This window comes from Lysinibacillus sp. FSL R5-0849 (assembly GCF_038595075.1).
Classification (GTDB): Bacteria; Bacillota; Bacilli; order Bacillales_A; family Planococcaceae; genus Lysinibacillus; species Lysinibacillus fusiformis.
The window spans coordinates 1,012,557-1,037,199 of sequence record NZ_CP152004.1 but is presented as its reverse complement, the minus strand read 5'-3'; the positions used below and the strand labels follow the sequence as shown (position 1 = coordinate 1,037,199).

Here is a 24,643-nt window from a genome sequence, read left to right as displayed (position 1 = left end):
CTTTGTCTAATCAATTTCTATGTGGCGTACTGTCTCTGTAATTGTCGAAATAACAGTATGTTCTACCATTGTGTTTGCTTGGCGGATAGCACTAAAAATCGCTTTCGCATTAGATGATCCATGCGCCTTTATAACGGGTGCTTGTAAGCCAAACAATCCAGCACCACCATATTCTGTATAGTCCATTTTATGTTTTAAGTCACGTAAATTATTTTTCATAAGGACAGCTGAGATCTTCGTTTTTGTTGAAGACATAAACGCCTCTTTTAACATTGAAAATAAAGCACCTGCAGTACCTTCAATTGACTTCAGCACCATATTTCCTGTAAAGCCATCCGTAACAACGACATCAGCTACTCCTTCAAGTAAATCACGTGCCTCTACATTACCAATAAAATTCAAATCCGCTTCCTTTAATAAATCAAAGGCTGCTTTTGTTAATTCATTTCCTTTTTTATCTTCTGTACCGATATTTAATAGGCCGATTCTAGGTTTTTGTAGGCCGCCAACTTTCTTCGCATAAATATCGCCCATAATAGCATATTGCACTAAATGTTCTGGACGGGCATCTGCATTTGCACCTAAATCAAGCATTAAAAAGCCCTTACCATCAAGTGTTGGTAATGTCGTAGCTAAAGCTGGTCGAGCAATTCCCTCAATACGACCTACTTTAAATAAACCGCCTGCCATTAAAGCACCTGTATTTCCTGCTGACAGGCAAGCCTCTGCTCTACCCTCATCCACTGCGTCCATCATGCGCGCCATGGAAGAATCCTTTTTTCTACGAACAGCACGTGCTGGATCGTCCGTTCCTTCAACGACTTCCTCACAATGTACGATCGTTAATCGATCATGTTGTTTTAAAAATGGCTCGAGCTTCTCTTGCTGTCCATATAATTGAATTTCTAAATTTGGAATTTGCTCTAATGCTAAGAGTGCACCTTCAATTACTGATTTTGGTGCATTGTCTCCACCCATTCCATCAAGCGCTAATTTCATTATTACTCACCCTTACCTTTCGTACGGTACATATCAAATTCACCAACAAAAACGGTTTCACCATTCACAGTAGATGTTACCTCGACTTTTGTCCGATGATTTTTATCATCTCGTCCGACAACAATCGCTTTTGTAATAACACGATTTCCAGCACGAACAGGTTTCACAAACGTAATAGTAGAATGTACTGTCAATGCTAGTTCATCGTTAATAACGGCTACCGCTAAGGAGTTTGCTTGCGCGAACAAATGATGTCCTCGTGCGATGCCGTTGCGCTGGAAAACATGTTCTTCTTTCACATCAAAAATCGAAAGTGCTCGATTATCTAATTCAATATCAACAATTTCTCCGATGATCTCATCAATCGGTAGAGATTTTACTTCATTTTCATAGTTTTTTGAAGCGACATCTTTAATACGCTCTCGTAATTCTGGTATGGATAATTCCATACGATCTAAACGAATTGTTTGAACACTTACCTGAAACTGTGTTGCTAGCTGTTCATCTGTGACGAATGGATTTTCAGCTATCGTTTCAGATAGTAGTCGCTGTCGTTCTTTTTTTGTTCGTCTCAACATCATTCGCCACCTTTTGAGTTGTTATTAGCACTTGGTACTAATATCAGTATATAGAGGTTAAAAAAAGAATGCAAGACTTGTTTTGAAATCAAGTCCTGCATTCTCCGCATGAATCATCATACAATTATTAATCGAAGCGCTCCCCTTGCAAAACGCCAGAATTTTCTAACATTTCTCTCAAGTACCGATAGTCGTCACCATGCCAAAAATCATCGGTTTCAAGCATCGTAGTAGCATCCTTTCGAGCAGTCTCAAGAATCCGGTAATCATGTACTAAATCAGCTACTTTGAAATCTGGTAGACCACTTTGCTTACGTCCAAAGAAATCCCCTGGTCCTCGCAACTCTAAGTCTTTCTCAGCTAAGCGGAAACCATCATTTGTTTCTGTCATAGACTGCATCCTCTCTTTCCCCTCGTCAGACTTAGGATCAGCCAGTAAAATACAATAGGATTGATGTTCACCTCGTCCAACACGCCCTCGTAGCTGGTGCAATTGTGCTAAACCAAAGCGTTCAGCGTCATAGACAATCATAAATGTAGCATTCGGTACATTCACCCCTACTTCAACGACTGTCGTAGAAACTAAAACCTGTATGGACCCATCACTAAAAGCACGCATAACAGCATCCTTCTCATCTGCAGATAAACGTCCATGCATTAGACCAACTTGATAGCGGCCTGTAAAATAAGTTGCTAGCTGTTCATAGATTTCAACTGCATTTTGAACATCCAGTTTATCTGATTCCTCAATAAGAGGACAAATGGCATAGGCCTGCCTTCCAGCGGCTAGCTCTCCTTCTAGTTTTGATATAACCGATCCGAATTGTTCTTTTTTCATCCAATGGGTTTCAATCTGCTTACGCCCTGCCGGCATTTCATCAATCATCGACACATCCATTTCTCCAAACGCTGTAATGGCAAGTGTTCTGGGAATTGGAGTGGCTGTCATAAAGAGCACATCCGGGTTTTCCCCTTTATCTCTCAATATGCGACGTTGTTCAACACCAAAACGATGTTGTTCATCGGTAATAACAAAACCTAGATTTTTAAAAATAACATCAGGTTGGATTAAGGCATGTGTACCAATTACAATATCGAGCTCTCCATTTGCCAAATCTGCAAGTATAACACGGCGCTCCTTCGTTTTGGTTGAACCAGATAATAAAGCCACACGAACGCCAAATGGTTGGAACCATTCTAGCAAGTTCTCCAAGTGTTGCTCTGCTAAAATTTCTGTTGGTGCCATTAACGCACCTTGATAACCTGCTGAAACTGCAGCGTATAGGCCTATAGCTGCCACCACGGTTTTCCCCGAACCTACATCACCTTGTAATAAGCGATTCATTCGATGTGGCTCCTTCAAATCTTTACAAATTTCATTGACAACACGTTTTTGAGCATTGGTTAATTCGTATGGTAATGCCGCGATAAATTCACGTAGCATATGCACATCATATTGAATGACAGTTCCTTGTTCATTTTCCTTCCGTACCTTACGTAACGCCTGCATACGTAGTTGAAAATTTAATAGCTCTTCATAAGCAAAACGTCTTCTCGCTTGTTTAGCATGTTGTGCATCTAGCGGAAAATGAATACCCTCCAAGCCTTCCTGTATAGGCACAAGCTTATAGGAATCCTGCAAATCTTGTGGAATTGCATCAGGCAAATTAGCACCATAATCGTCCAATACTTGTCTCATATATTTTCGAAATCTTTTTTGTTGAATCAAACCTTTCAGACTGTAGACAGGCTCAAAGTCTACTTGATCCGTTTTAGGACCAAATATAACAGAAGTGCCATTGATTACTTGTCTACCACGATCCCATTTACCAGTCACCGTAATAATAGAACCAGGTACAAGCTTTTGCTTTAAATAGCCCTGATTGAAAAATACGACTTTCACTAAATGTCTTCCTGCTAAAACGGTTACTTGGAGTCTTGATTTATTGCGACCTAAAAATAAAACCGTAGGCTCCCGCTCCACCTTACACTCAACTGTAACCCGTTCGTTATGTGGTGTTTGCGCTAAATCTTTTAAACGAAAATCTTCATGTCGATGTGGGAACGTCCATAATAAATCAGCTATTGTATTGATTCCTAGTGATTCAAGATGTGCTGCTGTTTCTTTCCCGACGCCTTTTAATTCATTGACGGGTCCATATAATTCAGTCATCTTATCCCACACTCCCTTCATTGCTTGTTTATGTAGTGTTATAGCCTCTCTCTCTAATGTACCATAATTTTTTTCCCTAACCCTACACATAAGCAAAAACCCTACCAATGAATGATAGGGTTAAATTTTTGATTATTTAATTTCACAAGAGAAACATGTAATTTCTTTCACATATTGCTCATCAACTTCTATACCTAATCCAGCTTTATGGCTTAACTGCAGGATGTCTTTATAGTATGTAACATTTGCCACATCTTTTACAAACATTAAAGGCCCAACCATCTCGTTTGTATGGATAATAGACTTACTGATCGCTAGGTGCGCTCCAGCCATTGTTCCGATTGCTGATTCCACCATAGAGCCTACTTGACAAGGCATCTCTGCAGCCTCAGCCAGACTTGCAAGAGCTAGAGCTGGATATATTCCACCTGATTTCATTAATTTTATATTTAGCATATCCGCAGCACGCATTTCTATGACATCGACTAAATCATAAATATTATGAACACCCTCGTCTACCATAATACTACAAGGTGAAAGGGCTCTGATTTCTTTTAACGCTCTTAAATCATGTGCTTTTACAGGTTGCTCGTACCAGTCTACATGACAAGCTGTAGTTTCTCTTATTACTTTTAGTGTCTCCATCCTATTCCAGCCTTGATTGGCATCTACCCGCAGTTGCACCTCGTCACCTATTGCTTCTCTTACCGCACGAATACGAGCAATATCTGATTCAGCATTTGTACCAACCTTAATTTTAATATTACGGAAGCCCGATTTTACAAATTCACTTGCATCTTTAGCCATTTCCTCAGGACTCTTAATACTAATCACTCTTGGCACCTGTAATTCCTCATGTGCTTTTCCACCAATTAATTGATAAACAGGTTGTCCAGTCATTTTTCCCATCAAATCATAGAGCGCAATGTCCAATGCTGCTTTTGCTGAAGGGACTCCATCAATTTTTTCATTAAACTTTTTATGAATACGCTCTACAGCAAATGGATCTTCATTAATCAATAATGGGGCTAATTCATGTTTAATAACATGATACGTACTCTCCCAAGTTTCACCAGTCACATTTTGATCAGGCACAGCTTCGCCCCAGCCAACTACACCCTCATCCGTCTCTATTCTGGTAAGAATAGTTGGCATATCATCTAAATGAACATACGAAATAACGAATGGTTCCTTTAATTGTAAACGTGCTGCAAACACTTCAATCTTTTTTATCACGACGTATAACTCCTTTTTGTATAAATAGTCTAATTATTTATGTTGCAAGATAATGTTTATAAATAGTTGAATAGCATTAGGGAAAACATCTTCATCTACATCAAATCGTGGATGATGATGTGGATATTGGCTTTTTTCACCACCCATACCTACAAAAACAAATGCTCCAGGCTTATGTTGTAAATAATAAGAAAAATCTTCTCCACCCATGACTGGTTCGACTACTTTAAATGCGGTATCTCCAAATTGTTCCCGTACAATCGATTCAATATTTCGTGATTGTGTCGGATCATTTATGAGCGGAGGTGTTCCTAAAATAAAATCGATTTTTCCCTCTGCTCCAAATGCTCGACAAATTCCTTCTGTTAAACTTACCATTTTCGTTTTAATGATTTTTATAGTGTTCGGTGTCAAAGCTCTGATCGTTCCAGTTAATTTTGCCGTATCAGGAATAATATTATAAGTGGTTCCAGCTTGAATATTACCTACTGTAATGACACCCGCATCAATAGGATTGACATTTCTACTTATAATACTTTGAAAAGCTTGCATTAAATGGCTCGCTATATAAATAGGATCAATTGTTTCATGTGGCATTGATCCATGGCCACCATATCCTTGAATTATAATTTCAAAATCATCAATAGAAGCCATCATTGGTCCATGTGTTAGACCAATCATCCCTTTCTCTAAACCTTGCCATAAGTGAATGCCAAAAATAGCCTCTACATCTTCCAACACACCTTTTTGAATTAATAAATCAGCTCCACTTGGGGTGATTTCCTCTGCCGATTGAAATATAAACTTGATATTCGGCTCGATTTTCTCTCTATTTAAGCTTATCCATGCAGCAACTGCTAATAAAATCGCAGTATGACCATCATGGCCACACATATGAGCAACACCTTGCTTGTGAGAAATATATGGTTTGTCTCCCTCTTCTTCTATAGGTAATGCATCTATATCGGCACGTAATGCAATAGTTTTTGTTCCATTTGTCCCTTTTATAAATGCCACTACACCTGGAGGTTCGTAATCTAGAATTTCTATGTCTAACTCCTCTAGTCTTTGGCGAATAAACTCACTTGTTTCGTATTCCTGACCAGAAAGCTCTGGATATTGGTGCAGATGACGGCGATCCTCTATTGCCTTTTCTGCTAATCTTTTTATATTCATTATTTCCATTGTTAAACTCCTTTAGAAAGGTCCGTATTGTATGACTTGTGCAATAATAAGCGATATTACAGCAACTGTTACTTGAATAAGCATAAACGGAAAAATCCATTTTATCCATTTACCCCAAGGAATACCCGCAATTGATAATCCCGCCATTAAAAAACCTACAGTTGGGAAAATAATATTCGACATACCATCTCCAAATTGATAGGCAAGTACTGCTGTTTGTCTTGTAACGCCAATCATATCTGATAAAGGCGCCATAATCGGCATTGTTAAGGCAGCCTGTCCACTTCCTGATGGTACTAAAAAATTTAAAAATAACTGGAAGATAAACATCCCTACTGCATTTAGTACAGGTGGAACTGAATCAAGCAATACAGACGTGTAAAATAGGATTGTATCAATCAATCCTGAGTTATTGAAAATCACTAAAATAGACTGTGCTAATCCAATGATAAGAGCGCCACCAACTAAATCACCTGCACCCTTCATAAATGAATTAGCAATATGCGAAGGTGATAGTTTGCCAATAAGTCCCATTAAAATACCAAACAATAAAAATAAACCGGCTATTTCGGTAATGTACCAACCTAGTTTTACAACCCCGTACATCAATACGATAAAATTCAAAAGAAATGTAGCCATAACAAGCTTATGTCTTATTTCCATTTTCGAATTCGCCTGTACAATACTACCTTCATTATTAAGAAAATTTCCATAAAAGCCAATTTTAGGATTATTTTTCACTTTTCTTGCATAGCGATAAACATATATTGTTGCTACTGTGTATAAGACAATAAATATTACAATTCGAAAAGCAATTCCTGAAAATAATGGCAAGCCCGCAATTTCTTGCGCTATTCCTACTGTAAACGGATTCATAACAGCTGCCGAAAATCCTACAGATGCACCTAGAATAACGATAGCAAAACCCGTAATTGCATCAAAACCTAGGGCAACAGCAAGCGGTGCAAGAATCCCTACATACACAATCGTTTCATCAGACATCCCCATTAATGACCCAGCACAGGCGAAAAACAACATCAATACTGGTATTATTAACATTTCACGTTTAGCCATTTTTACAGATAGCATGGCGATAAAGGATTCCAATGCCCCTGTGGCTGATAGTATTCCAAAGGTACCTCCTACAATCAATACGAAGAAAATAATACTTGCTCCTTGCATCATGCCAGAATGTACGCTGCTAAAAATATCTAAAAATCCAATAGGGTTCATATCTGTAAAACTAAATGTTCCTGGTTGAATTACTTGACGTCCATTAACTTCTTCTCGTTGAAATGAACCAGCTGGGATAAAATACGTTAAAATGGATGATACAACAATAAGGCAAAAGATTAACACATAAACATTAATTCCTTTTGGTTGCTCTATTTCTTTATTAGCTATAAATTTACTCATCCGTCATCCTCCTTAGTTGAATCATTGATCAAAAACAAATTTTTATTACCACTATCAATGCATATCGCATCTCTCCAACATAAAAAGCCATCCCCTTTTTTTGAAATTTCCGTCTTCTTCATTGTAATTGATTAAAAAAAAAATAAAAAATTACTATTTCGAATAGTTACTATTGATAAATTTACATATAAATTCATCGGGATACATCAAAAAAATTACAAATAAAAAGAACATTACATTCCTGCGATTTCACCAGGCTGCAACATTCTTTTCATATACAAACCATTTAAATTGTTTTCCATGTATCTTTAACTAAATCAATAAAAGTACTTACATTACTAAATGTTTTAGCATTTTGAGGAAAGATTAAATAAGTAGGTAACTTTTTAGGAAATCGGTAAAGAACCTGAAGACTCCCTTTGCTTACCTCTTTTTGAATAATAATATCACTCAGCAAGGCTAGACCTACTTGTTCCATTACTGCTCGCTTAATTGCTTCCTCGCTTCCAAATTCCACTATCGTTTGGGGCTTACACTGAATTTCTTGAAGGCAACTGACAATACAGTCATCCATACCATAGGTTATAAAGGGATAATCATCGAATATTTCCTGCACAGTACGATCCTTTATAATAAGCGGATTTCCAACCAATACCAAATCCTCTTCCTCCAATAAAATCCCCTCTACACCAGCGTAACTAGGGTATCCAGCTATAAAACCTATATCTGCTTGATTTGAACTCACAAGTTTGGCTGTTTCTTTACTATTGGCACAAAGAAGTTTTAGGTTTACCTGAGGGTACTGTTTTAAAAACGAGCCAATAATATGGGATAAATAATAGCCACAATAAAATTCTGGTGCAGCGATTGTCAAATGGCCAAATGGCTTTTCAAAATTCTTCAAATCCTGTTCCATTTCTTCAATAATCCCAAATAATTGATCTGTATGTTCCTTTACTATTTTTCCTACTTGAGAAAGAAACATTTTCTTGCCTATTCGATTAATTAAGATATGCCCTAATTCTTCTTCTAACGCTTTAATCTGTTGGCTAATTGTAGGCTGGCTATAATTTAAAATTTGAGCCGCTTTTGTAAAGTTGAGGTAAGTTGAAACAACATGAAACGTTTTCAAATTACGTAAATCCATCTCTATTCACATCCCTGCTATAAATTAAGATAAATATTTTTTCCTTATTAAAATTTAATTATACTTAAATCGACTATGTACGTAAGAGGGTTTTTCTTTTCATTAAGATATCAATCAACATAAAAACATGCTACCTATTCAGATAGCATGTTTCTTCATTTTTATTGAATTGCCTTAATACTTTGTAATCCACCATTTTCGAGAATGGCTTTACTAATTGCCTTACCTGTTGGCGTTGCTGCTAAACCACCGCGTGCCGTCTCTTTCAGGTTTGGACTCATAGATTGTCCTATGCGATACATCGCTCCAATTACTTCATCACATGGAATTCGGCTTGTCACACCTGCAAGCGCCATATCTGCTGCTACAAGAGAGTTAGCAGCGCCCATAGCATTCCGTTTAACACATGGTACTTCCACTAAGCCTGCTACTGGATCACAAACAAGGCCAAGCATATTTTTTAACGTAATCGCAAATGCTTCTGAACATTGTTGCGGTGTTCCACCAGCCATCTCAACGATAGCTGCCGCTGCCATACCTGCCGCTGAACCAACCTCTGCTTGGCAGCCACCTTCAGCACCTGAGATGGAAGCATTATTAGCCACAACAAAGCCAAATGCACCTGATGTAAATAAATAACGAATCATTTGCTCACGAGTTGGATTTAATTTATTTTTTACCGCAAAAAGTGTTCCAGGTACAACCCCAGCTGAACCTGCTGTTGGCGTTGCACAAATTGTTCCCATTGCTGCATTGACTTCATTGGTTGCAACCGCTTTACTTACTGCATCTAATAATAAATCACCTGATAGTGATTTTCCTTGTGCAATGTAATTTTGAAGTAATACGGCGTCCCCACCTGTTAAACCTGTAACAGATTGTACACCTTGTAAGCCGCGTTCTACCGCTTCTTCCATCACCGTTAGGTTTCGATCCATTTGTTGAATGATTTCTTCTCGTGTTCTGCCAGTTATCAACATTTCCTGTTCAATCATAATTTCTGATATTAATTTATCTTCCTGTTCTGCTCGTTCCACAAGCTCGCGAACATTATGAAATAAAACGTCCATCTTGGGACACCCCCTTAGTTATTAATCTTTGATACTTTTGTAATATATGGGATTAATGAAATCTGCTGTAGTACTTTGTCTTCTATATTTTGATCGACTTCAATAACCATTAAAGCCGTTAAACCTCGTTCTATACGTGATACTTCCATATGTCCAATATTAACTTCGTGCATCGCTAAGCAATTGGCTACGTTCGCTATGCAGCCAGCACGGTCATCATGTACGACAAGAATCGCTGGCATGCCACCTGTTAAACGCAATTTAAAGCCATTTACTTCACTTACTTCTATTTTACCGCCACCAATAGAAATACCGACGACAGACATTTCTCCTTCATCGTCTCCAATAACTAGACGTGCCGTATTTGGATGCTCCGTATTAGCTGTTTCTGGAATAAATTCATATTCCAACCCTGCTTTTTCTGCATCTTCAAATGCCGTTTTAATACGATCATCAAATGTATCGTAGTTCAATAAGCCCCCAATGATTGCAACATCTGTCCCATGCCCTCTATACGTTTCTGCGAACGAACCATATAAATGAATTTTCGCCCATTTAGGTTGTCTACCAAATAAATCCCTTGCAACTCGTCCGATACGAGCTGCCCCTGCCGTATGAGAGGAGGAAGGCCCAATCATGACTGGCCCAATAATATCAAAAACCGAAGTAAATTTCATACAAACACCCCTCTATTCTATTCCTATAATAATATTTATATTTACTTATATCATGCTTGATAGTTACCACAAAAGTAAAGTATTTAATTTGTCAGCTTTCAGAAAATTACCACTACTATAATTTGTAGCCAATCGTGATATGTTTTACATTGTCCATACCCTGTGCACACATAATGAAAATCATTGATATTCCAATATTTCCAATTTTTTATATCCTCTACATACGTACATTCAACTATGAATAGTACGTATGTTTCCGACTAAATATAGATAATACTCTCTTTGTAGCATAAACAAAAGCAGTACACATTTTGTGCACTGCTTTCTTTACGGAATAGCAAAGTAGCATGTAATTATTCTACCGAAATAATATATGGGTATAACCCTTGTTTTCCATTAAATAATTCAACTTCTACGTCTGGATAGTTCTTCTCAATGAATGCTACTAACTCTGTAGCATCTTGTTCAGTTGTATCCTCTCCATAAATGACTGTTACAATTTCAGCATCCTCATCAACTAAATCAACGATTACTTTTTCAGCTGCATCTTTTAAAGCTGGTGTAGAAAGGACAATTTTTCCTTCTGCTAACGCCATAAAATCATCTTTATGGATTTCAACACCATCAATAGATGTATCACGCACAGCATAAGTTACCTGACCTGTTTTTACATTTGCAAATGCATCCGTCATTGTCTTTTTATTTAAGTCTACAGCCGCTTCAGGATTAAACGCTAAAATCGCAGCCATCCCTTGCGGAATTGTCTTCGTTGGGACAACTGCTGCTTCAATTTCTAAAAGCTCAACAGCTTGCTCTGCAGCCATCACTATATTTTTATTATTAGGTAGAATTAAAACTTTTTCTGCACCAATTTCTTGTACTGCTTTAACGATATCTTCTGTTGAAGGGTTCATCGTTTGGCCACCTTCAATGACATAAGATGCACCGATCGAACGCAATAAACCTGCAACACCCTCCCCCATCGCAATTGTTACAATAGCATAGGGATGTTTTTCTAATTTTTTCGTTGTCGTAGGTGCCTTATGTTCTTCACCGACGATAGCTGAATGTTGTTCACGCATATTATCGACTTTTATTTTCATAAGACTACCATATTTTTGTCCAATTGATAAAACAGAGCCTGGTTGCTCAGAATGGATATGAACCTTGGCAATTTCTTCATCTGAAATAACAAGTAACGAATCACCTAAAGGACTTAATTCTTGACGGAATTGCTCCTCATTAAATGGCTCTTTCCCATCTTCTAAACGCACCATTATTTCTGTACAATAGCCGAATTCAATATCTTCAGTATTCATAAAGTCTTGAGCTCTATGATGCTCTGCATTGATTAAATCATCTAATGTCGCATCATTTTTTTCTGGGAGAGGCTCTCCTTTTAAAGAAGCTAAAAACCCTTCATATACAAACAATAATCCTTGGCCACCACTATCGACAACCCCTACCTCTTTTAAAACAGGTAGTAAATCCGGTGTTCGATCTAGCGATGCCTTTGCCTCTGCAGTAAAAGCTTCCATAACCGCAATGATATCGGTTTCAGTTTCTGCCACTTCTACGCCTTTTTTCGCCGCTTCTCGAGCAACCGTTAAAATAGTTCCTTCGACAGGTTTCATAACGGCTTTATATGCTGTATCTACCCCAGCTTGGAAGGCACCTGCAAAACCTTTTGCATCAATTGTTGCTTCTTTTTCAATGAATTTCCCAAATCCACGGAATAATTGTGATAGAATTACACCTGAATTTCCACGCGCACCCATTAATAAACCTTTTGATAAGGCCTGTGCCGTTTTACCAATATGCTCTGAAGCATAAAGCTCCGTTTCCTTTGCACCAGATGTCATCGATAAGTTCATATTTGTCCCTGTGTCACCATCCGGTACCGGGAAAACATTTAATGAATCTACATAATTTGCATTTTGGAATAGGTGATGCGCACCCATTTGTACCATTTCTGCAAACTTTATACCGTCTAAAGACTGCATTCGATTTAGTTCCTCCTCTTAATTCGCTACACGAACGCCCTGTACAAAGATATTGACAGATTTTACGCTCATACCCAATGTTTTATCTACTGTATATTTCACTTTCGACTGTACTTGGTAAGCAACTTCCGAAATTTTTGTCCCGTAACTAACAATAATGTACATATCAATATGTAAATCGTCGTCTTGTTGTCGAATCACAACACCTTTTGCGAAGTTTTCTTTACGTAAAATATCAGTTAGACCATCACGAATTTGATGTTTAGATGCCATGCCAACAATCCCGTAGCATTCTACAGCAGCACCACCAGCAATTTGTGCAAGTACATCTGTTGAAATATCAATTTGGCCGAATTCACTGTTTAATTCAATTGACATAGAAATGCCCCCTTGGCTCTTTTTGACTAAACTATATTGTAACACTTTCGTTGTAATTTAAGCAACCTAAGGGGGTAAAGAAAGGCTATGTAGCAACGTTTTGTGACTTTAAATCGACGTATTTATGAATTCATCAAAAATGGCGTTCTTACAATAAAATTTATTTCCGCCTAATTGTGTTATGACGTATAACGCTCGGTCAGCAAGCTCATAGCCTAATTATATATGCCCTTACATCAAAATCTTATTAGGACACATGCCTATATGGCCTCTCTTTATTAATCTTAAACATCACAGTCAATTCTAGATAAAAAAAGTTGATACTATGAAAGCATCAACTTTATATTGCATTAAATTAAACTTTTTATAAGGGTATCGATCATAACTGGCATTTCTTTAAAGGCACTATCCACATGTAATCTTTCTGTTTTTTGATGCGCATCCTTACCAAATGGTCCTACATTTAAGACCGGCCCTTGTAAAGCGGTCATTTCTTTAAATGGGATACTATACGTTTCCCCCCATACAGGTGTATTGCGTTCGAAGGCTAACCATTCATCTGATTCATCTGTATAGTTCACATAGCTTAAATCACAAATTCCATTAAAATAATGGATTTGCTCCACCGCAACATCGAATGTTTGCGCCGTTTTCTTCATTAATTCAATCGATTTTATAATAAGTGGATGATTGGATGAATTAATAGCCGGGTAATAAGGTGGAGCATATAACAGGACAGTAGCTGGTGCTAATTCCTGACAACGTATCATAAGCTGATCAACAATGCGTATTGACTTTTCACGGTCATCCCACGTACTATGCTGAAGAACTTGAGATTTGATAGAATCGACTTCGGCAGCTCCCAGTTTCCGGATGGCATGTTCTAAGAGAGCTTCATATCGCAATACTTTGACTGTCCCAACACCTTGTACTTTTTCTCGTTTACAAATTTGCACATACTGTTGATTACAAGCCGTCATTGCTTCGAATGCGACCTGTTCAAATATATCCATCACTTCTGCTGCTGTTCGTTTTAATAAAAATACATTGTAAAGAGCCGCAGCACGATATGGCGTTTGTGTAGAGTATTCCATTTTTAAATCTTTTAGCTGTAAAGAGACTGGTAGTGGTGTACTCTCTCCTAAATCTGTTTCACGGAAAAGAGGATTCCACTCCATATGCTGTGTCATATAAGAAGCAATGAAATTAGCTGTCATTCCTTTTAAAGGTTCACCGACATGTGTTTCCTTCCCATAAAACAGTGCGGCGGGCATTATCTTACCAATGGTGCCTGAATAAATATATTCATTCGTATCAGATGGTCCTTGTGAAAAAGACGGTTCACTATTTAAAAATAATTGATACGTTAAATCATACTGTTCTCGTATTCTTACAAGCTCCACTACAGCAGCTCTCATTCCCGCTGAATTTACTTCTTCATCGGGAACCGCTGTTAAAATCAGATTAATTGGCCATTGCTCGAAGCTTGCTTTTTCAATTAGCTGCATGTGTAATGCCAGTCCCATTTTCATATCCATTGTGCCACGACCAAACAAATAATTGCCTGATTCCAAATCCAATCTAGCAGCTTCTGGTAAATCCTTTTTGTACTTAGGCTCCATAAGCTTTTTAGTCAATTCCTCAGGGAAAACAGCTAGAGGCTCTAATTCTCCATATTCTTCAGTATGCACTGTATCAAAGTGACTAATTAGCACTACTGTGTTGGTTGCTGTAGGATGTTTATATAATGCTGTTACAGCGTTTCTTCCTAGACCTGCTTCATGCAATTCGATCAACTCAGGATGCTTATTAAAATATGGAAGCGCCATCAATTTATTTTTCAATTTATAGGCAAATTCATTTTCACCCTCAGTCAATGTTCTACTGTCCCAGCTGACAATTTCACATAGTAGTGCTCGCAGTTTTTCTGGTGTATTCCACATATAATTATCCATAAAAATTCTCCTTTAAATCTCATTCGTTAAAGGTTCTTAACGAATATCTAGTGACTCTTCATTTTTGGTATCTGTAGTTGCCATAGGTGCTTTTTTTAATTTCAAGCGATAAAAAATCATACAAGCAATAAAGAAGCCAATGCCATACAATAGGCCAATTCTTTGGGTTGGATCAAATGCTAAAAAAATCAAAATCACTAAACAAAAGAAAATACAAAATATAGGTATTAATGGAAATAAAGGTGTCTTAAACTTTAAATCTGCTAAATTTCCACCCGACTTAATATAACGATAGCGGAACATTAATTGAGAAGCACAAATCCCCATCCATGAAATCGTGACAGATATTCCTGCAACCGACATTAATAAAACAAATACCGCATCTGCTTCCATCACACTTGTTAGTAATGATAAGAGTGAGAAAACCATCGTAAAGATCAGTGCATTTAGAGGCACTTTATTTTTAGTAAGACGACCAAATAATTTTGGTGCCATTCCCTCATGAGACATCGAGAACAATAAACGAGTTGACGCATACAAACATGAATTACCAACGGATAGAATCGCGGTTAAAATAACAAAATTCATGATACCAGCTGCATAGGGAACACCCGCTAAATTCATCAACGTCACAAATGGACTCTCCATTAGACCAAGCTCTGATGATGGGAAGATGGCTGATAATACAATAATAGAAGCAATATAAAAAACAATAATTCTAAAAAGTATTGTCCGGATAGCTCTTGGAATATTTTTTTCTGGATTTTCGGTTTCACCGGCTGCAATTCCCACAAGCTCTGACCCCTGATAAGAGAAAATAACATTCATCATCGTCACAAAAATAATGGTAATACCTGCTGGGAATAAGCCAGAAGGTGCTAAATTTGTGAGATGAGGTGTTGGACGATCTGCTAACGGTATCATACCAAAAATAGCAGCCCCACCTATTATAATAAAGGCAATAACTGCGACTACTTTAATACTCGCAAACCAAAATTCTGCTTCAGCAAACCCCTTTGTAGTTAAAGCATTTAAGACAAATAAAAGAACCATAAATACAGCACACCATATCCAAATAGGGATATCTGGAAACCAATGCTGCATTAAAATTCCGGCAGCTGTGAACTCAACACCCGCTGTCGCTGCTGAACCGACAAAGTACATCCAGCCTAATGAAAATCCGGCTGAGGGGCTAATGAAACGTGTAGCATATGTTTGAAAGGAACCAGTAACAGGCATGTAAACAGCTAATTCCCCTAGACAGTTCATTACCATAAATAAAATTAACCCACCAAATAAATAACCAATAAGTGCTCCACCTGGACCCGCTTGATTAATGGTATAGCCTACATTTAAAAATAACCCTGTTCCGATAACCCCCCCAAGTGAAAGCATTAATAAGTGACGACTTTTCATTGAACGGTTTAATTGTTGATTGTGAACTTGATCCCCTTTATCCAACATTCATCCATCCCTCCCATATAATGTGAATATATTGAATATTCTGATATACAAATAACGAAAGCACCCAACCAATTTATTTTTTTAAAATTGATTGGGTTCAAGTAGTATTACTTAAAAACGTAATGATAAGCAGCTTAAGCCACCATCATGTTTTCTAAATTCGGACATTTCAAGTTCAATCGTTTGATAACCTAGATCGAGTAATTTACGATTTGTGTCCGGGTATCCTGCTGGAATAATAATATAATCATTGACTTGAATACAGTTAGCAGAATATTCATCTTCCTTTGGAATAATAATTTTTTCATAGGATTCAAATGCCGGATGATCTACGAACTCACCAGCTAGCACCATACGATTGTCTCCTACATAAGCAATACCCGTTTTTAAATGGAAGAATTCTTTTAATGGGATAATCGTCGCCTCATACCCCTCTTGTTCAACGATTTCCTTAAATTGTTGTGCCCCTTCTTCATTTGTACGATCTGAAATTCCTACATAAAATTTCTTTTCAGCCTGTAATATGTCCCCTCCATCAAGCGTTCCAGATCCTTTTATATAATAAATTTTATCGTAGAATTGCTTTACAGCAGGTTCGATATCTTCAATTTCCCGGTTACGGGCAGCAGCTCCTGGATTTGAAATGATAGCAAATTCTGGTGTTAAAACTGCCGTATCCTCTACAAATGTTGAGTCAGGAAATGCCTCATTCGCTGGTAATTGTGTTACTTCAACCTCACATTTTTTTAAAGCTTCTACATACTTGTCATGCTGCTCGTATAATTTCTCTAAAATCGGTTTTCCTAAATCACTAGTTGTTAAACCGTTTACAAAACTATTTCCTGGATTTTTAACAATAACATTTTTAAACATTTCTTTTCTCTCCTTTTATGCTCTTATTACAGGACAAGTCAGACATGTAGGCCCGCCTGTTCCTAACACAGAAATTTGTTGACCTTTATATTCAAATACCGTTGCACCAGCTTCGATTAGTTGCTGTTTTGTGACCGTGTTTCCTTCAGGAAGAACACAAACTCTAGGTGCAAGCGCTAACACATTACAGCCAAGTGTATCGTATTCATCCTTTGGCACTTCCACTAACTGAATACCTCTTTCCACTAGTAATTGGCGGAAAAATACAGGCATTAAACGGGAATGTACAACTGCTAAATCTTTATCAACCATACTAATGAAAGACATAAGATGTAAGCATTCAGCTTCACCTAAATCATGTGGTAGCTGTACCACTATAAATTCATCTACCATTTCAGCTGTCATTTCTTTTAGCTGACGAATGGCCTCATCATTTGTTCGATAACCTCTCCCAACAGCAAGTGTTCGATCATCTAACCAAACAATGTCTCCACCATCTGCTACTGCATCTCCAGTGAGTTCTCCGATTATGGAAATACCCTTGTCCTTTAAAAATTCTTTGTAGATGGAAGCTTCTGGCTGTCTTAATTTTTTTCCAGACTTTAATAAAATGGCACCCTTCGGCGTAAATTTGACTGGATCATGGGCATAAAGCGAGTCCAACCCTACCTCATCTGAAAGTGGTAGATAATCAATTGTGTCAACATACTTCTTAAGAATCTCAACAAATTCTGCATATTCCTTTAATGCTTCTTCAAAGTTGGGCTCAGATAAGTAGTTAAAAGTTTTCCATTCATCACTAAGATGTTTCTGACTTCGAAAAGCATCTTTTGGATGTTTTACTATTACGTGTTTTAAAGGTGTATACATCGACGAGCAATAATGCATTCCCTTCACTCCTTTTCCGTGTAGTGGAAAACGTTTCCGTTTAGAGGAAAGTTTATATGAAAAATATATGCGTTTTATGTTATACTGTCAATATATTTAGAAAACTTTTTATTTTTCATTTTCTTCTCAAACCACTCTCAGTAAGCCCTGTTGAATTAAGTCTGAATTTTTCTAAAAGGGTATTCTCTTTCTTTTTGTATTCAATGAACTCATGGTCTCAGTAAGATTGGAACTAGACGTAGATGGAGAATAAAAATAAAATAGGAGAAAAGGAGGTAGGACAAATGCAATTATTAGAGCGGGCTATGACTATTGCGAAGGTTTTAGCTTCTGAAGCAAATGACAGTAGCTTGTCCATTTCGGAGCTTTCTACAAAATGTGATTTACCTCTAAGTACTTTACATAGAATTTTAAAAGCGATGATTAATCAAGGAATGATTGAGCAAGATGAACAAACTAAACATTATCGACTCGGGACCATTTGGATGGAACTCGGCTTGCAAGTCTATGATACGATGGATTATATTAGCAAAATCCGACCAGAGCTAGAGCGATTAGCAAGAGATGTTGAGGAAAGTGTCTATTTAAGTAAGCCAGCAGGTTTAGACACGATTATTATTGAAAGAATAGATAGCGCTGCCAATCCAATTCGTATTTATGACCAGCTGGGCATTCGTATACCTCTACATATTGGAGCAGCCAATAAGGCCATTCTCGCCTCTATGTCTGACGCACAATCGAAAGAAATATTAGAACAACTAGTAACGCAAGATGAAATGCCTGAACTGGAGGAGCAACTTCGTCAAATTCGACAACAAGGTTATGCGATTAGTCACGGAGAACGAACGGCTGGTACTTCCTCCATTGCCGTTTCCGTTTTAGATGGTTTTGGTGAAGTAATAGGAGCAGTAAGCATCGGTTTTGTCAGCTTTAATGTTTCTCAAGAGCACATTCTAACACTCATTGAACGTTTGGTTAATACCGGCAAACGCGTCTCACTGAAACTCGGTTATCGAGGAAAATATTAGAAGAACTGATTCCTTCAAAGAAAATCTATTTTTGTTCATCAATTTTGCCTGTAAAGGTTTTTTTCTTGAAAGGTTATGTGAAAACTGTTGCACTGAACGCCATCGTATGTTAAATTATTATGGTATGTGAAATACCGAACTGAAATATAATAATCTTTCAGCATCAACAGTAAGGAGGGAATACAACATGCCAAAACAATGTGTAATCACTGGACGTAAAGCTCGTACTGGTAACAACCGTTCCCACGCTATGAACGCTAACAAACGTACTTGGGGTGCTAACCTTCAAAAAGTTCGTATCTTAGTTGACGGTAAACCAAAACGTGTATGGGTTTCTGCTCGTGCATTAAAATCAGGTAAAATCGAGCGCGTTTAATCGACGCTTCTAAAAAATCGATTTCGCTTTGAGCGTAAATCGATTTTTTTCTTTGGTTATAGAATGATTACTGCAGTAAAAATCTACATATAGCAAAGAATGAAAAAATCCGACTACTATTAGTCGGATTTTTTTACTTTCTTATCTTTTTTAAATAGGTTAATACACGTGCGCGTAATACTACTAACGAATTTCGGCAATTGGAACGTATATACTTTCAGGACTCTCTCCCCCTTACGCTAATCTATGCTTCTTATCATTAAACATATGCCTCTTGAGAAAGATATAGACCCTGAAGTTCCTATTATTTCATTACTTGTAAATCGGGATGTTCCTAAAGAAATTTCTTCTTTCGTCGTTTCATATTTCACTTGCCTTAATGTCACATCTTTTATCGGCTCTTCATGAGCAAAGAAGGATAAGTACCGATATCGGTTATCTGCATAAATAGGATGTGTACCCGGCAATAAAAATTGTAACATATTTGTATGATTAATAATCTTCAATACAATGTGTGGATGCTCTTTTTGTAAACGATATATAGAACGAACAGCTGCCTCATAATGATCTAGACGCCCTCCCGTAACACCTGTCAAAATAATTTCTTCTGGTGCATACGTAAATGCTTTAAGCAAGGCCAAATCCGTATCTGTTTCATTTTTCTCTTCTTGAAAACGTTGTTGATCATTTGTCCGCGCCATCACCCGCTGATATTCTTCTTCTGATAAAGAATCAAAATCTCCAACAATTGCATGTGGCGTAATCCCCTGCTCTATTAAATATAAAGCACCACGATCTGCGCCAATAAACACTACATCCTGTTGTAATTGAAACGATGTGAATGAACACAGCTCTTGTTTTGGACCACCTGCACAAACAACGACTGTCGTCATCCGTTAATCGCTGCCTCACCAGCCGCTAAAATTTCTTGAAGCGCAGCTGTTCGATCCTCTTTACTATAGATGGCTGATCCTGCCACAAAAATCGTCGCTCCTGCCTGTGCACATGGAACAATCGTTTCGGCTGTAATGCCACCGTCAATTTCAATGGCGATGTCCAATCCACGCTCTTTAATCAGTGAAGATAAAGCCTCGATTTTAGGCACAACCGAATGAATGAATTTTTGTCCGCCGAACCCTGGATTGACAGTCATTAATAAAACCATATCGATATCTTCAAGAACATGCTGGATAGATTCTATCGGTGTATGTGGATTTAAAACGACACCCGCCTTTATACCATACGAACGGATTAATTGAATTGTACGATGTAGGTGACGACAAGCTTCAACATGTACGGTAATATAGTCTGCTCCAGCTTGAGCAAACTGTTCAATATACTGATCTGGGTTTTCAATCATTAAATGTACATCTAATGGTAAATCTGTTAATGGACGGATAGCATCCAATACGATTGAGCCAAATGAAATATTCGGCACAAAATGACCATCCATCACATCTATATGAATTAGTTTTGCACCCGCTTGCTCTACTTCTTTTACTTCTTCTCCTAATTTTGCAAAATTCGCTGCTAAAATTGATGGTGCTATTTGTATCATCATTAATACCTCGGCTTTCGATCCATAATTTCTTGCATAAATTGTTCATAATGCTTGTAGCGGTAGTCACGAATTTCCCCTGTCTCTACGGACGCCTTGACTGCACATTTGGGCTCTTTCATATGTAAACAGCCTCTGAATTTACAATGATCCGCTACTCTAATCATTTCTGGAAAACATGCGCCTAATTCTTCTTTCTCAATTTCATCAAAATCAAACGAACTGAAACCAGGCGTATCTGCCAATAAACCATCACAGACCTCAATTAGCTCAACGTGACGCGTCGTATGTTTTCCACGTCCTAGGCTCTGTGAGATAATTCCTGTTTTTAAATTCAATTCAGGAATTAATGTATTTAGTAATGTTGATTTTCCAACACCAGATTGGCCTGCTAGCACAGTTGTTTTTCCCTTTAATATAGGCTGTAATCTTTCCACTAATTCTTCTTCATCTTTATAAGTTTGAAGAACGGTATAGCCCATATTTTCGTAATCAGCGATATAACGCTGTAATTCCTCATGTTCGTTATTTTCTAGTAAATCCATTTTTGTTAGACAAATAATAGGGTGTACATGGAATGATTCTAAAACAACTAAAAAGCGATCGAGTAATATCGTATTGAAATTAGGCTCTTTTACAGAAAAAACCAAGATACCCTGATCAATATTGGCAATTGGCGGCCTAACTAATTCATTTTGACGTTCTAAAATCTTTTGAATAGTGCCATCCGATCCTTCTGTTTCCAATGAATATTCTACAATATCACCGACAAGCGGGGATTCTCCACGATTGCGAAAGACCCCACGTCCTCGGCATTGAATAAGCTGATGACCATCATAAACATAATAATAACCGCTTAACGCTTTTCTTATTTGGCCTTGCGCCATCCAATTCCTCCTTAATTGACATCGTTATAATTAACTTTTTCTTCTAAGATGATTTCTGAGTCACGGATAATTCTATAACTCGCATCTTTGCCTTCTTCAATAACAAGCTGTATATTGTAAGGCGTATCATTTAAAATTTCCAGCTCCGTAACTGGTTCAGAAAATGTATGATTTTTATCTTGAATTTCAATTCGAACTTTTTGAGGTACACCCTCTTCTTTAGGTTTATACTCAATGACTACGGGCTTAAGCAGAAGTTTCTCAGGCTTTTTAGCTGGTCCCTTACTAATTATAACCGAAATAGCAGAACCTTCCTCCACCATAGTACCTGCTTTTGTCAATTGCGAAATTACACTACCAGCAGGGATCGATTCATGATAGTCTTCACGAGATACTCGCCAGCTGAGACCTACTCTATTCACATAGTTATCCATATCCGCTTTCGAATAATTCACAACATTTTCTACTCTGACCATACGAACACCTTGACTTACTTTAAAGGTAATCGTTTCCTCTTTCGCTACCACTTCCGTATCTGCCGCAATACTTTGCTCAATAATTCTACCTTCAGGTTCACGAGAAGGAACTTCCTCTTTCCTTACTTCTTTATACTTTCCTTTTATTAAAGCCTCTACTTGACTATAATTTTGTCCGACATAATTATCAACGGTCGTCGTCTCCACACCTAAACTAACAATTAGGTCAATCTCTGAGCCTTTTGCGCGCATCGAGTTTTTCTCTGGATCGGTTTCTATAACATGACCCTTTTCAATGTCCTCATGATTTCGTTCCTGATGCTCCTCACCAACAACAAATCCCTCGGCTTCTAATTTTTTTGTAGCTTCCTCTACAGTCAAATTTATTACATCTGGGACTGCCACTTTTTTCGGGCTAAATAAATCTGCTGCAAATATGAAGAATAAGAAGATGATAATTACCGCTATTAATAATCCCGCCACAATCTTAGGCCATTTTTTCTTCTTTGCTTTAACAGGAGTAGGTTTTTCTACAGGTTTTTTAGGTGGTGCCTGAGCTGGAGATTTATATTCCACAATGGGTTCAATAACCCTTGTTTTAGTTAAATCTTCATCTTTCTTTAGAGCTTCCTCTTTAATAATTGGAATGGCCTTTGTCGCATCATTATCCACTGGAATAACAAACTTTGGTTCATTTATTCGGGAAGATGATAAGACGGTTTCCAAATCATCATACATTTCTTCCACTGTATTATAGCGATGAGATGCATCTTTTGCTGTAGCCTTGAGCACCACATTTTCCAAGCTTTGCGGAATAGTTCCATCAAAAGCGCGAACTGAAGGTGTTTCCGCTTGTAAATGCTTAAGGGCAATAGAAACAGCTGACTCCCCTGAAAAAGGTAATTCACCTGTTAATAATTCATACAATACAATACCCAGTGCATAGATGTCCGATTGACTTGTAGCCGTCCCACCCCGAGCCTGCTCTGGTGATAAGTAATGCACTGTCCCTAGCACAGAATTCGTTTGAGTAAAGGATGTAGCGCTTAACGTCATGGCAATGCCAAAATCAGTTACTTTGACATTTCCCTCTGCATCCATCAAAATATTTTGTGGTTTAATATCACGGTGAATAATATGATTTTCATGGGCATTAGCAATAGCAGACGTTAATTGCTTCATAATATGCACACTTCTAGACGGAGAAATTGGTGCAAATTCTTGTATGTACTGCTTTAACGTTTTTCCTTGAACAAATTCCATTACAATATAGTGTAGATCCCCATCGTCACCTACATCATAAACACTAACAATATTAGGATGTGTAAGACTTGTGGCAGACAGTGCCTCACGTTGAAAACGTCGATGTAACTCATCCTCATTGGAAAAATCATAGCGTAATATTTTTATGGCTACATCACGATTTAATATCATATCATGAGCTAAATAAACATTGGACATACCTCCGCCACCAATGAGGTCTAATATCTTATAACGGTCACTAATTCTTTTACCTACCAGCATTCTTACACCTCCTCATCCTTTTTAGTTAGTAGCACGAGGGAGATATTATCTTCTCCCCCGCTAGCATTTGCTAATTCTACAAGTTTACGTCCTTTTTCCAATATAGGATCGGGATACGTAATGATCGAAGCCATTTCATAGACAGTTAGTTTATTGCTTAATCCATCTGAACAAATGAGTAAATACGATTTTGGTGCCAACTCTACTTCATAAAAATCTGGTTCTATTGCTTCCTCTGTACCTACAGCTTTTAAGATGAAATTTTTCTTTGGATGCGTCAATGCTTCCTCTTCACTAATTTCTCCATTTTCAACCAGTACATTCACATAAGAATGATCTTTTGTGATTTGTTGTGCACCATCTTCAAAGAAATAATACACACGACTATCTCCAACATGTGCAATGAAACAATGATGTCCTTCTATTAACACTGCAATAAACGTCGTGCCCATTCCTTTACAGTCTTCGTGTGATAAAGAATAGTCATAAATATTTTTATTCAATTGCTTTACTGTTTGTAATAACCATTCTTTCTTTGATGTTGTTGATACAAAATGATGTGCGTCTGCCTGTAAAAAAAAGGTCTCCATCTGTTTTATTGCCATATCACTTGCCACATCTCCAGCATTATGACCACCCATGCCGTCCGCCACAAGTGCTAGCGCAAGCCCGTCAGGACGTTTAAATAATGCAGCACGGTCTTCATTAATTGATCGTTTTAAACCAATATCACTTTCGACTGTGTATTCCAA

At 37.7% G+C, this 24,643-nt stretch carries 23 protein-coding genes; 2 read left to right on the top strand and 21 right to left on the bottom strand.

Annotation, left to right across the window (positions count from 1 at the left end; translation table 11 throughout):
• Nucleotides 1-6 precede the first annotated feature (6 nt).
• The 15 genes from plsX to MKY80_RS04735 all read right to left on the bottom strand — a co-directional run bounded on the left by plsX (nt 7) and on the right by MKY80_RS04735 (nt 18,042).
• Nucleotides 7-999 (bottom strand): phosphate acyltransferase PlsX, encoded by a 993-nt coding sequence (gene plsX / locus MKY80_RS04805; protein WP_089985313.1) that lies wholly within the window; start codon nt 997-999, stop codon nt 7-9.
• A gap of 2 nt (nt 1,000-1,001) precedes the next feature.
• Nucleotides 1,002-1,574, bottom strand: coding sequence for a transcription factor FapR (gene fapR / locus MKY80_RS04800; protein WP_025113910.1), 573 nt, complete (start codon nt 1,572-1,574; stop codon nt 1,002-1,004).
• 130 nt (nt 1,575-1,704) lie between these two features.
• Nucleotides 1,705-3,771, bottom strand: coding sequence for an ATP-dependent DNA helicase RecG (gene recG, locus MKY80_RS04795; RefSeq protein ID WP_089985542.1), 2,067 nt, complete (start codon nt 3,769-3,771; stop codon nt 1,705-1,707).
• Nucleotides 3,772-3,882: 111 nt separating this feature from the next.
• Complete coding sequence (locus tag MKY80_RS04790) at nt 3,883-4,986, bottom strand: dipeptide epimerase (RefSeq protein WP_008173727.1); 1,104 nt, start codon at nt 4,984-4,986, stop codon at nt 3,883-3,885.
• Nucleotides 4,987-5,019: 33 nt separating this feature from the next.
• Nucleotides 5,020-6,171: an amidohydrolase gene (locus MKY80_RS04785; protein WP_342532255.1), complete on the bottom strand. Its 1,152-nt coding sequence runs from the start codon at nt 6,169-6,171 to the stop codon at nt 5,020-5,022.
• A gap of 12 nt (nt 6,172-6,183) precedes the next feature.
• Nucleotides 6,184-7,587 (bottom strand): C4-dicarboxylate ABC transporter permease, encoded by a 1,404-nt coding sequence (locus MKY80_RS04780; protein WP_342532253.1) that lies wholly within the window; start codon nt 7,585-7,587, stop codon nt 6,184-6,186.
• A gap of 286 nt (nt 7,588-7,873) precedes the next feature.
• Complete coding sequence (locus MKY80_RS04775) at nt 7,874-8,734, bottom strand: LysR family transcriptional regulator (RefSeq protein ID WP_089985308.1); 861 nt, start codon at nt 8,732-8,734, stop codon at nt 7,874-7,876.
• 161 nt (nt 8,735-8,895) lie between these two features.
• Nucleotides 8,896-9,804: an L-serine ammonia-lyase, iron-sulfur-dependent, subunit alpha gene (gene sdaAA / locus MKY80_RS04770; RefSeq protein ID WP_008173736.1), complete on the bottom strand. Its 909-nt coding sequence runs from the start codon at nt 9,802-9,804 to the stop codon at nt 8,896-8,898.
• A 14-nt stretch (nt 9,805-9,818) separates the two neighbouring features.
• The gene (gene sdaAB, locus MKY80_RS04765) at nt 9,819-10,481 is read right to left on the bottom strand and encodes an L-serine ammonia-lyase, iron-sulfur-dependent subunit beta (RefSeq protein ID WP_008173738.1); all 663 of its coding nucleotides are present in this window, start codon (nt 10,479-10,481) and stop codon (nt 9,819-9,821) included.
• 353 nt (nt 10,482-10,834) lie between these two features.
• Nucleotides 10,835-12,484 (bottom strand): DAK2 domain-containing protein, encoded by a 1,650-nt coding sequence (locus tag MKY80_RS04760; protein WP_089985306.1) that lies wholly within the window; start codon nt 12,482-12,484, stop codon nt 10,835-10,837.
• An 18-nt stretch (nt 12,485-12,502) separates the two neighbouring features.
• Nucleotides 12,503-12,862: an Asp23/Gls24 family envelope stress response protein gene (locus MKY80_RS04755; RefSeq protein WP_008173742.1), complete on the bottom strand. Its 360-nt coding sequence runs from the start codon at nt 12,860-12,862 to the stop codon at nt 12,503-12,505.
• Nucleotides 12,863-13,212: 350 nt separating this feature from the next.
• Nucleotides 13,213-14,817, bottom strand: a complete 1,605-nt coding sequence (locus MKY80_RS04750; RefSeq protein ID WP_342532249.1) for a M20/M25/M40 family metallo-hydrolase — start codon at nt 14,815-14,817, stop codon at nt 13,213-13,215.
• Between the two features lie 36 nt (nt 14,818-14,853).
• Nucleotides 14,854-16,281 (bottom strand): amino acid permease, encoded by a 1,428-nt coding sequence (locus MKY80_RS04745; RefSeq protein WP_008173745.1) that lies wholly within the window; start codon nt 16,279-16,281, stop codon nt 14,854-14,856.
• A gap of 111 nt (nt 16,282-16,392) precedes the next feature.
• On the bottom strand, nt 16,393-17,154 hold the full coding sequence (locus MKY80_RS04740; protein WP_008173746.1) for an arginine deiminase family protein: 762 nt from the start codon (nt 17,152-17,154) through the stop codon (nt 16,393-16,395).
• A 15-nt stretch (nt 17,155-17,169) separates the two neighbouring features.
• On the bottom strand, nt 17,170-18,042 hold the full coding sequence (locus tag MKY80_RS04735; protein WP_089985303.1) for an arginine deiminase family protein: 873 nt from the start codon (nt 18,040-18,042) through the stop codon (nt 17,170-17,172).
• Between the two features lie 284 nt (nt 18,043-18,326).
• Here MKY80_RS04735 and MKY80_RS04730 point away from each other — a divergent pair, with 284 nt between their 5' ends.
• The gene (locus MKY80_RS04730) at nt 18,327-19,070 is read left to right on the top strand and encodes an IclR family transcriptional regulator (RefSeq protein ID WP_043989654.1); all 744 of its coding nucleotides are present in this window, start codon (nt 18,327-18,329) and stop codon (nt 19,068-19,070) included.
• A gap of 187 nt (nt 19,071-19,257) precedes the next feature.
• Nucleotides 19,258-19,446 (top strand): 50S ribosomal protein L28, encoded by a 189-nt coding sequence (gene rpmB / locus MKY80_RS04725; RefSeq protein WP_004227417.1) that lies wholly within the window; start codon nt 19,258-19,260, stop codon nt 19,444-19,446.
• A 119-nt stretch (nt 19,447-19,565) separates the two neighbouring features.
• On the opposite strand, the gene spoVM is transcribed toward rpmB, so the two are convergent.
• Genes spoVM through MKY80_RS04695 form a run of 6 tightly spaced genes read right to left on the bottom strand, consistent with a single transcriptional unit; the run spans nt 19,566 to nt 24,643 of the window.
• A complete protein-coding gene (spoVM, locus tag MKY80_RS04720) occupies nt 19,566-19,667 on the bottom strand; it encodes a stage V sporulation protein SpoVM (RefSeq protein ID WP_099805045.1) in 102 nt (33 codons plus the stop codon).
• Between the two features lie 18 nt (nt 19,668-19,685).
• Entirely contained in the window at nt 19,686-20,339 is a 654-nt protein-coding gene (locus MKY80_RS04715; protein WP_008173760.1) for a thiamine diphosphokinase, read from the bottom strand.
• Complete coding sequence (gene rpe, locus MKY80_RS04710; RefSeq protein ID WP_043989656.1) at nt 20,336-21,004, bottom strand: ribulose-phosphate 3-epimerase; 669 nt, start codon at nt 21,002-21,004, stop codon at nt 20,336-20,338. The genes MKY80_RS04715 and rpe overlap by 4 nt, the downstream gene beginning before the upstream one ends.
• 2 nt (nt 21,005-21,006) lie before the next feature.
• On the bottom strand, nt 21,007-21,891 hold the full coding sequence (gene rsgA, locus MKY80_RS04705; RefSeq protein ID WP_008173764.1) for a ribosome small subunit-dependent GTPase A: 885 nt from the start codon (nt 21,889-21,891) through the stop codon (nt 21,007-21,009).
• 11 nt (nt 21,892-21,902) lie between these two features.
• Complete coding sequence (pknB, locus tag MKY80_RS04700) at nt 21,903-23,891, bottom strand: Stk1 family PASTA domain-containing Ser/Thr kinase (protein WP_008173766.1); 1,989 nt, start codon at nt 23,889-23,891, stop codon at nt 21,903-21,905.
• A gap of 2 nt (nt 23,892-23,893) precedes the next feature.
• Nucleotides 23,894-24,643: a Stp1/IreP family PP2C-type Ser/Thr phosphatase gene (locus MKY80_RS04695; protein WP_008173768.1), complete on the bottom strand. Its 750-nt coding sequence runs from the start codon at nt 24,641-24,643 to the stop codon at nt 23,894-23,896.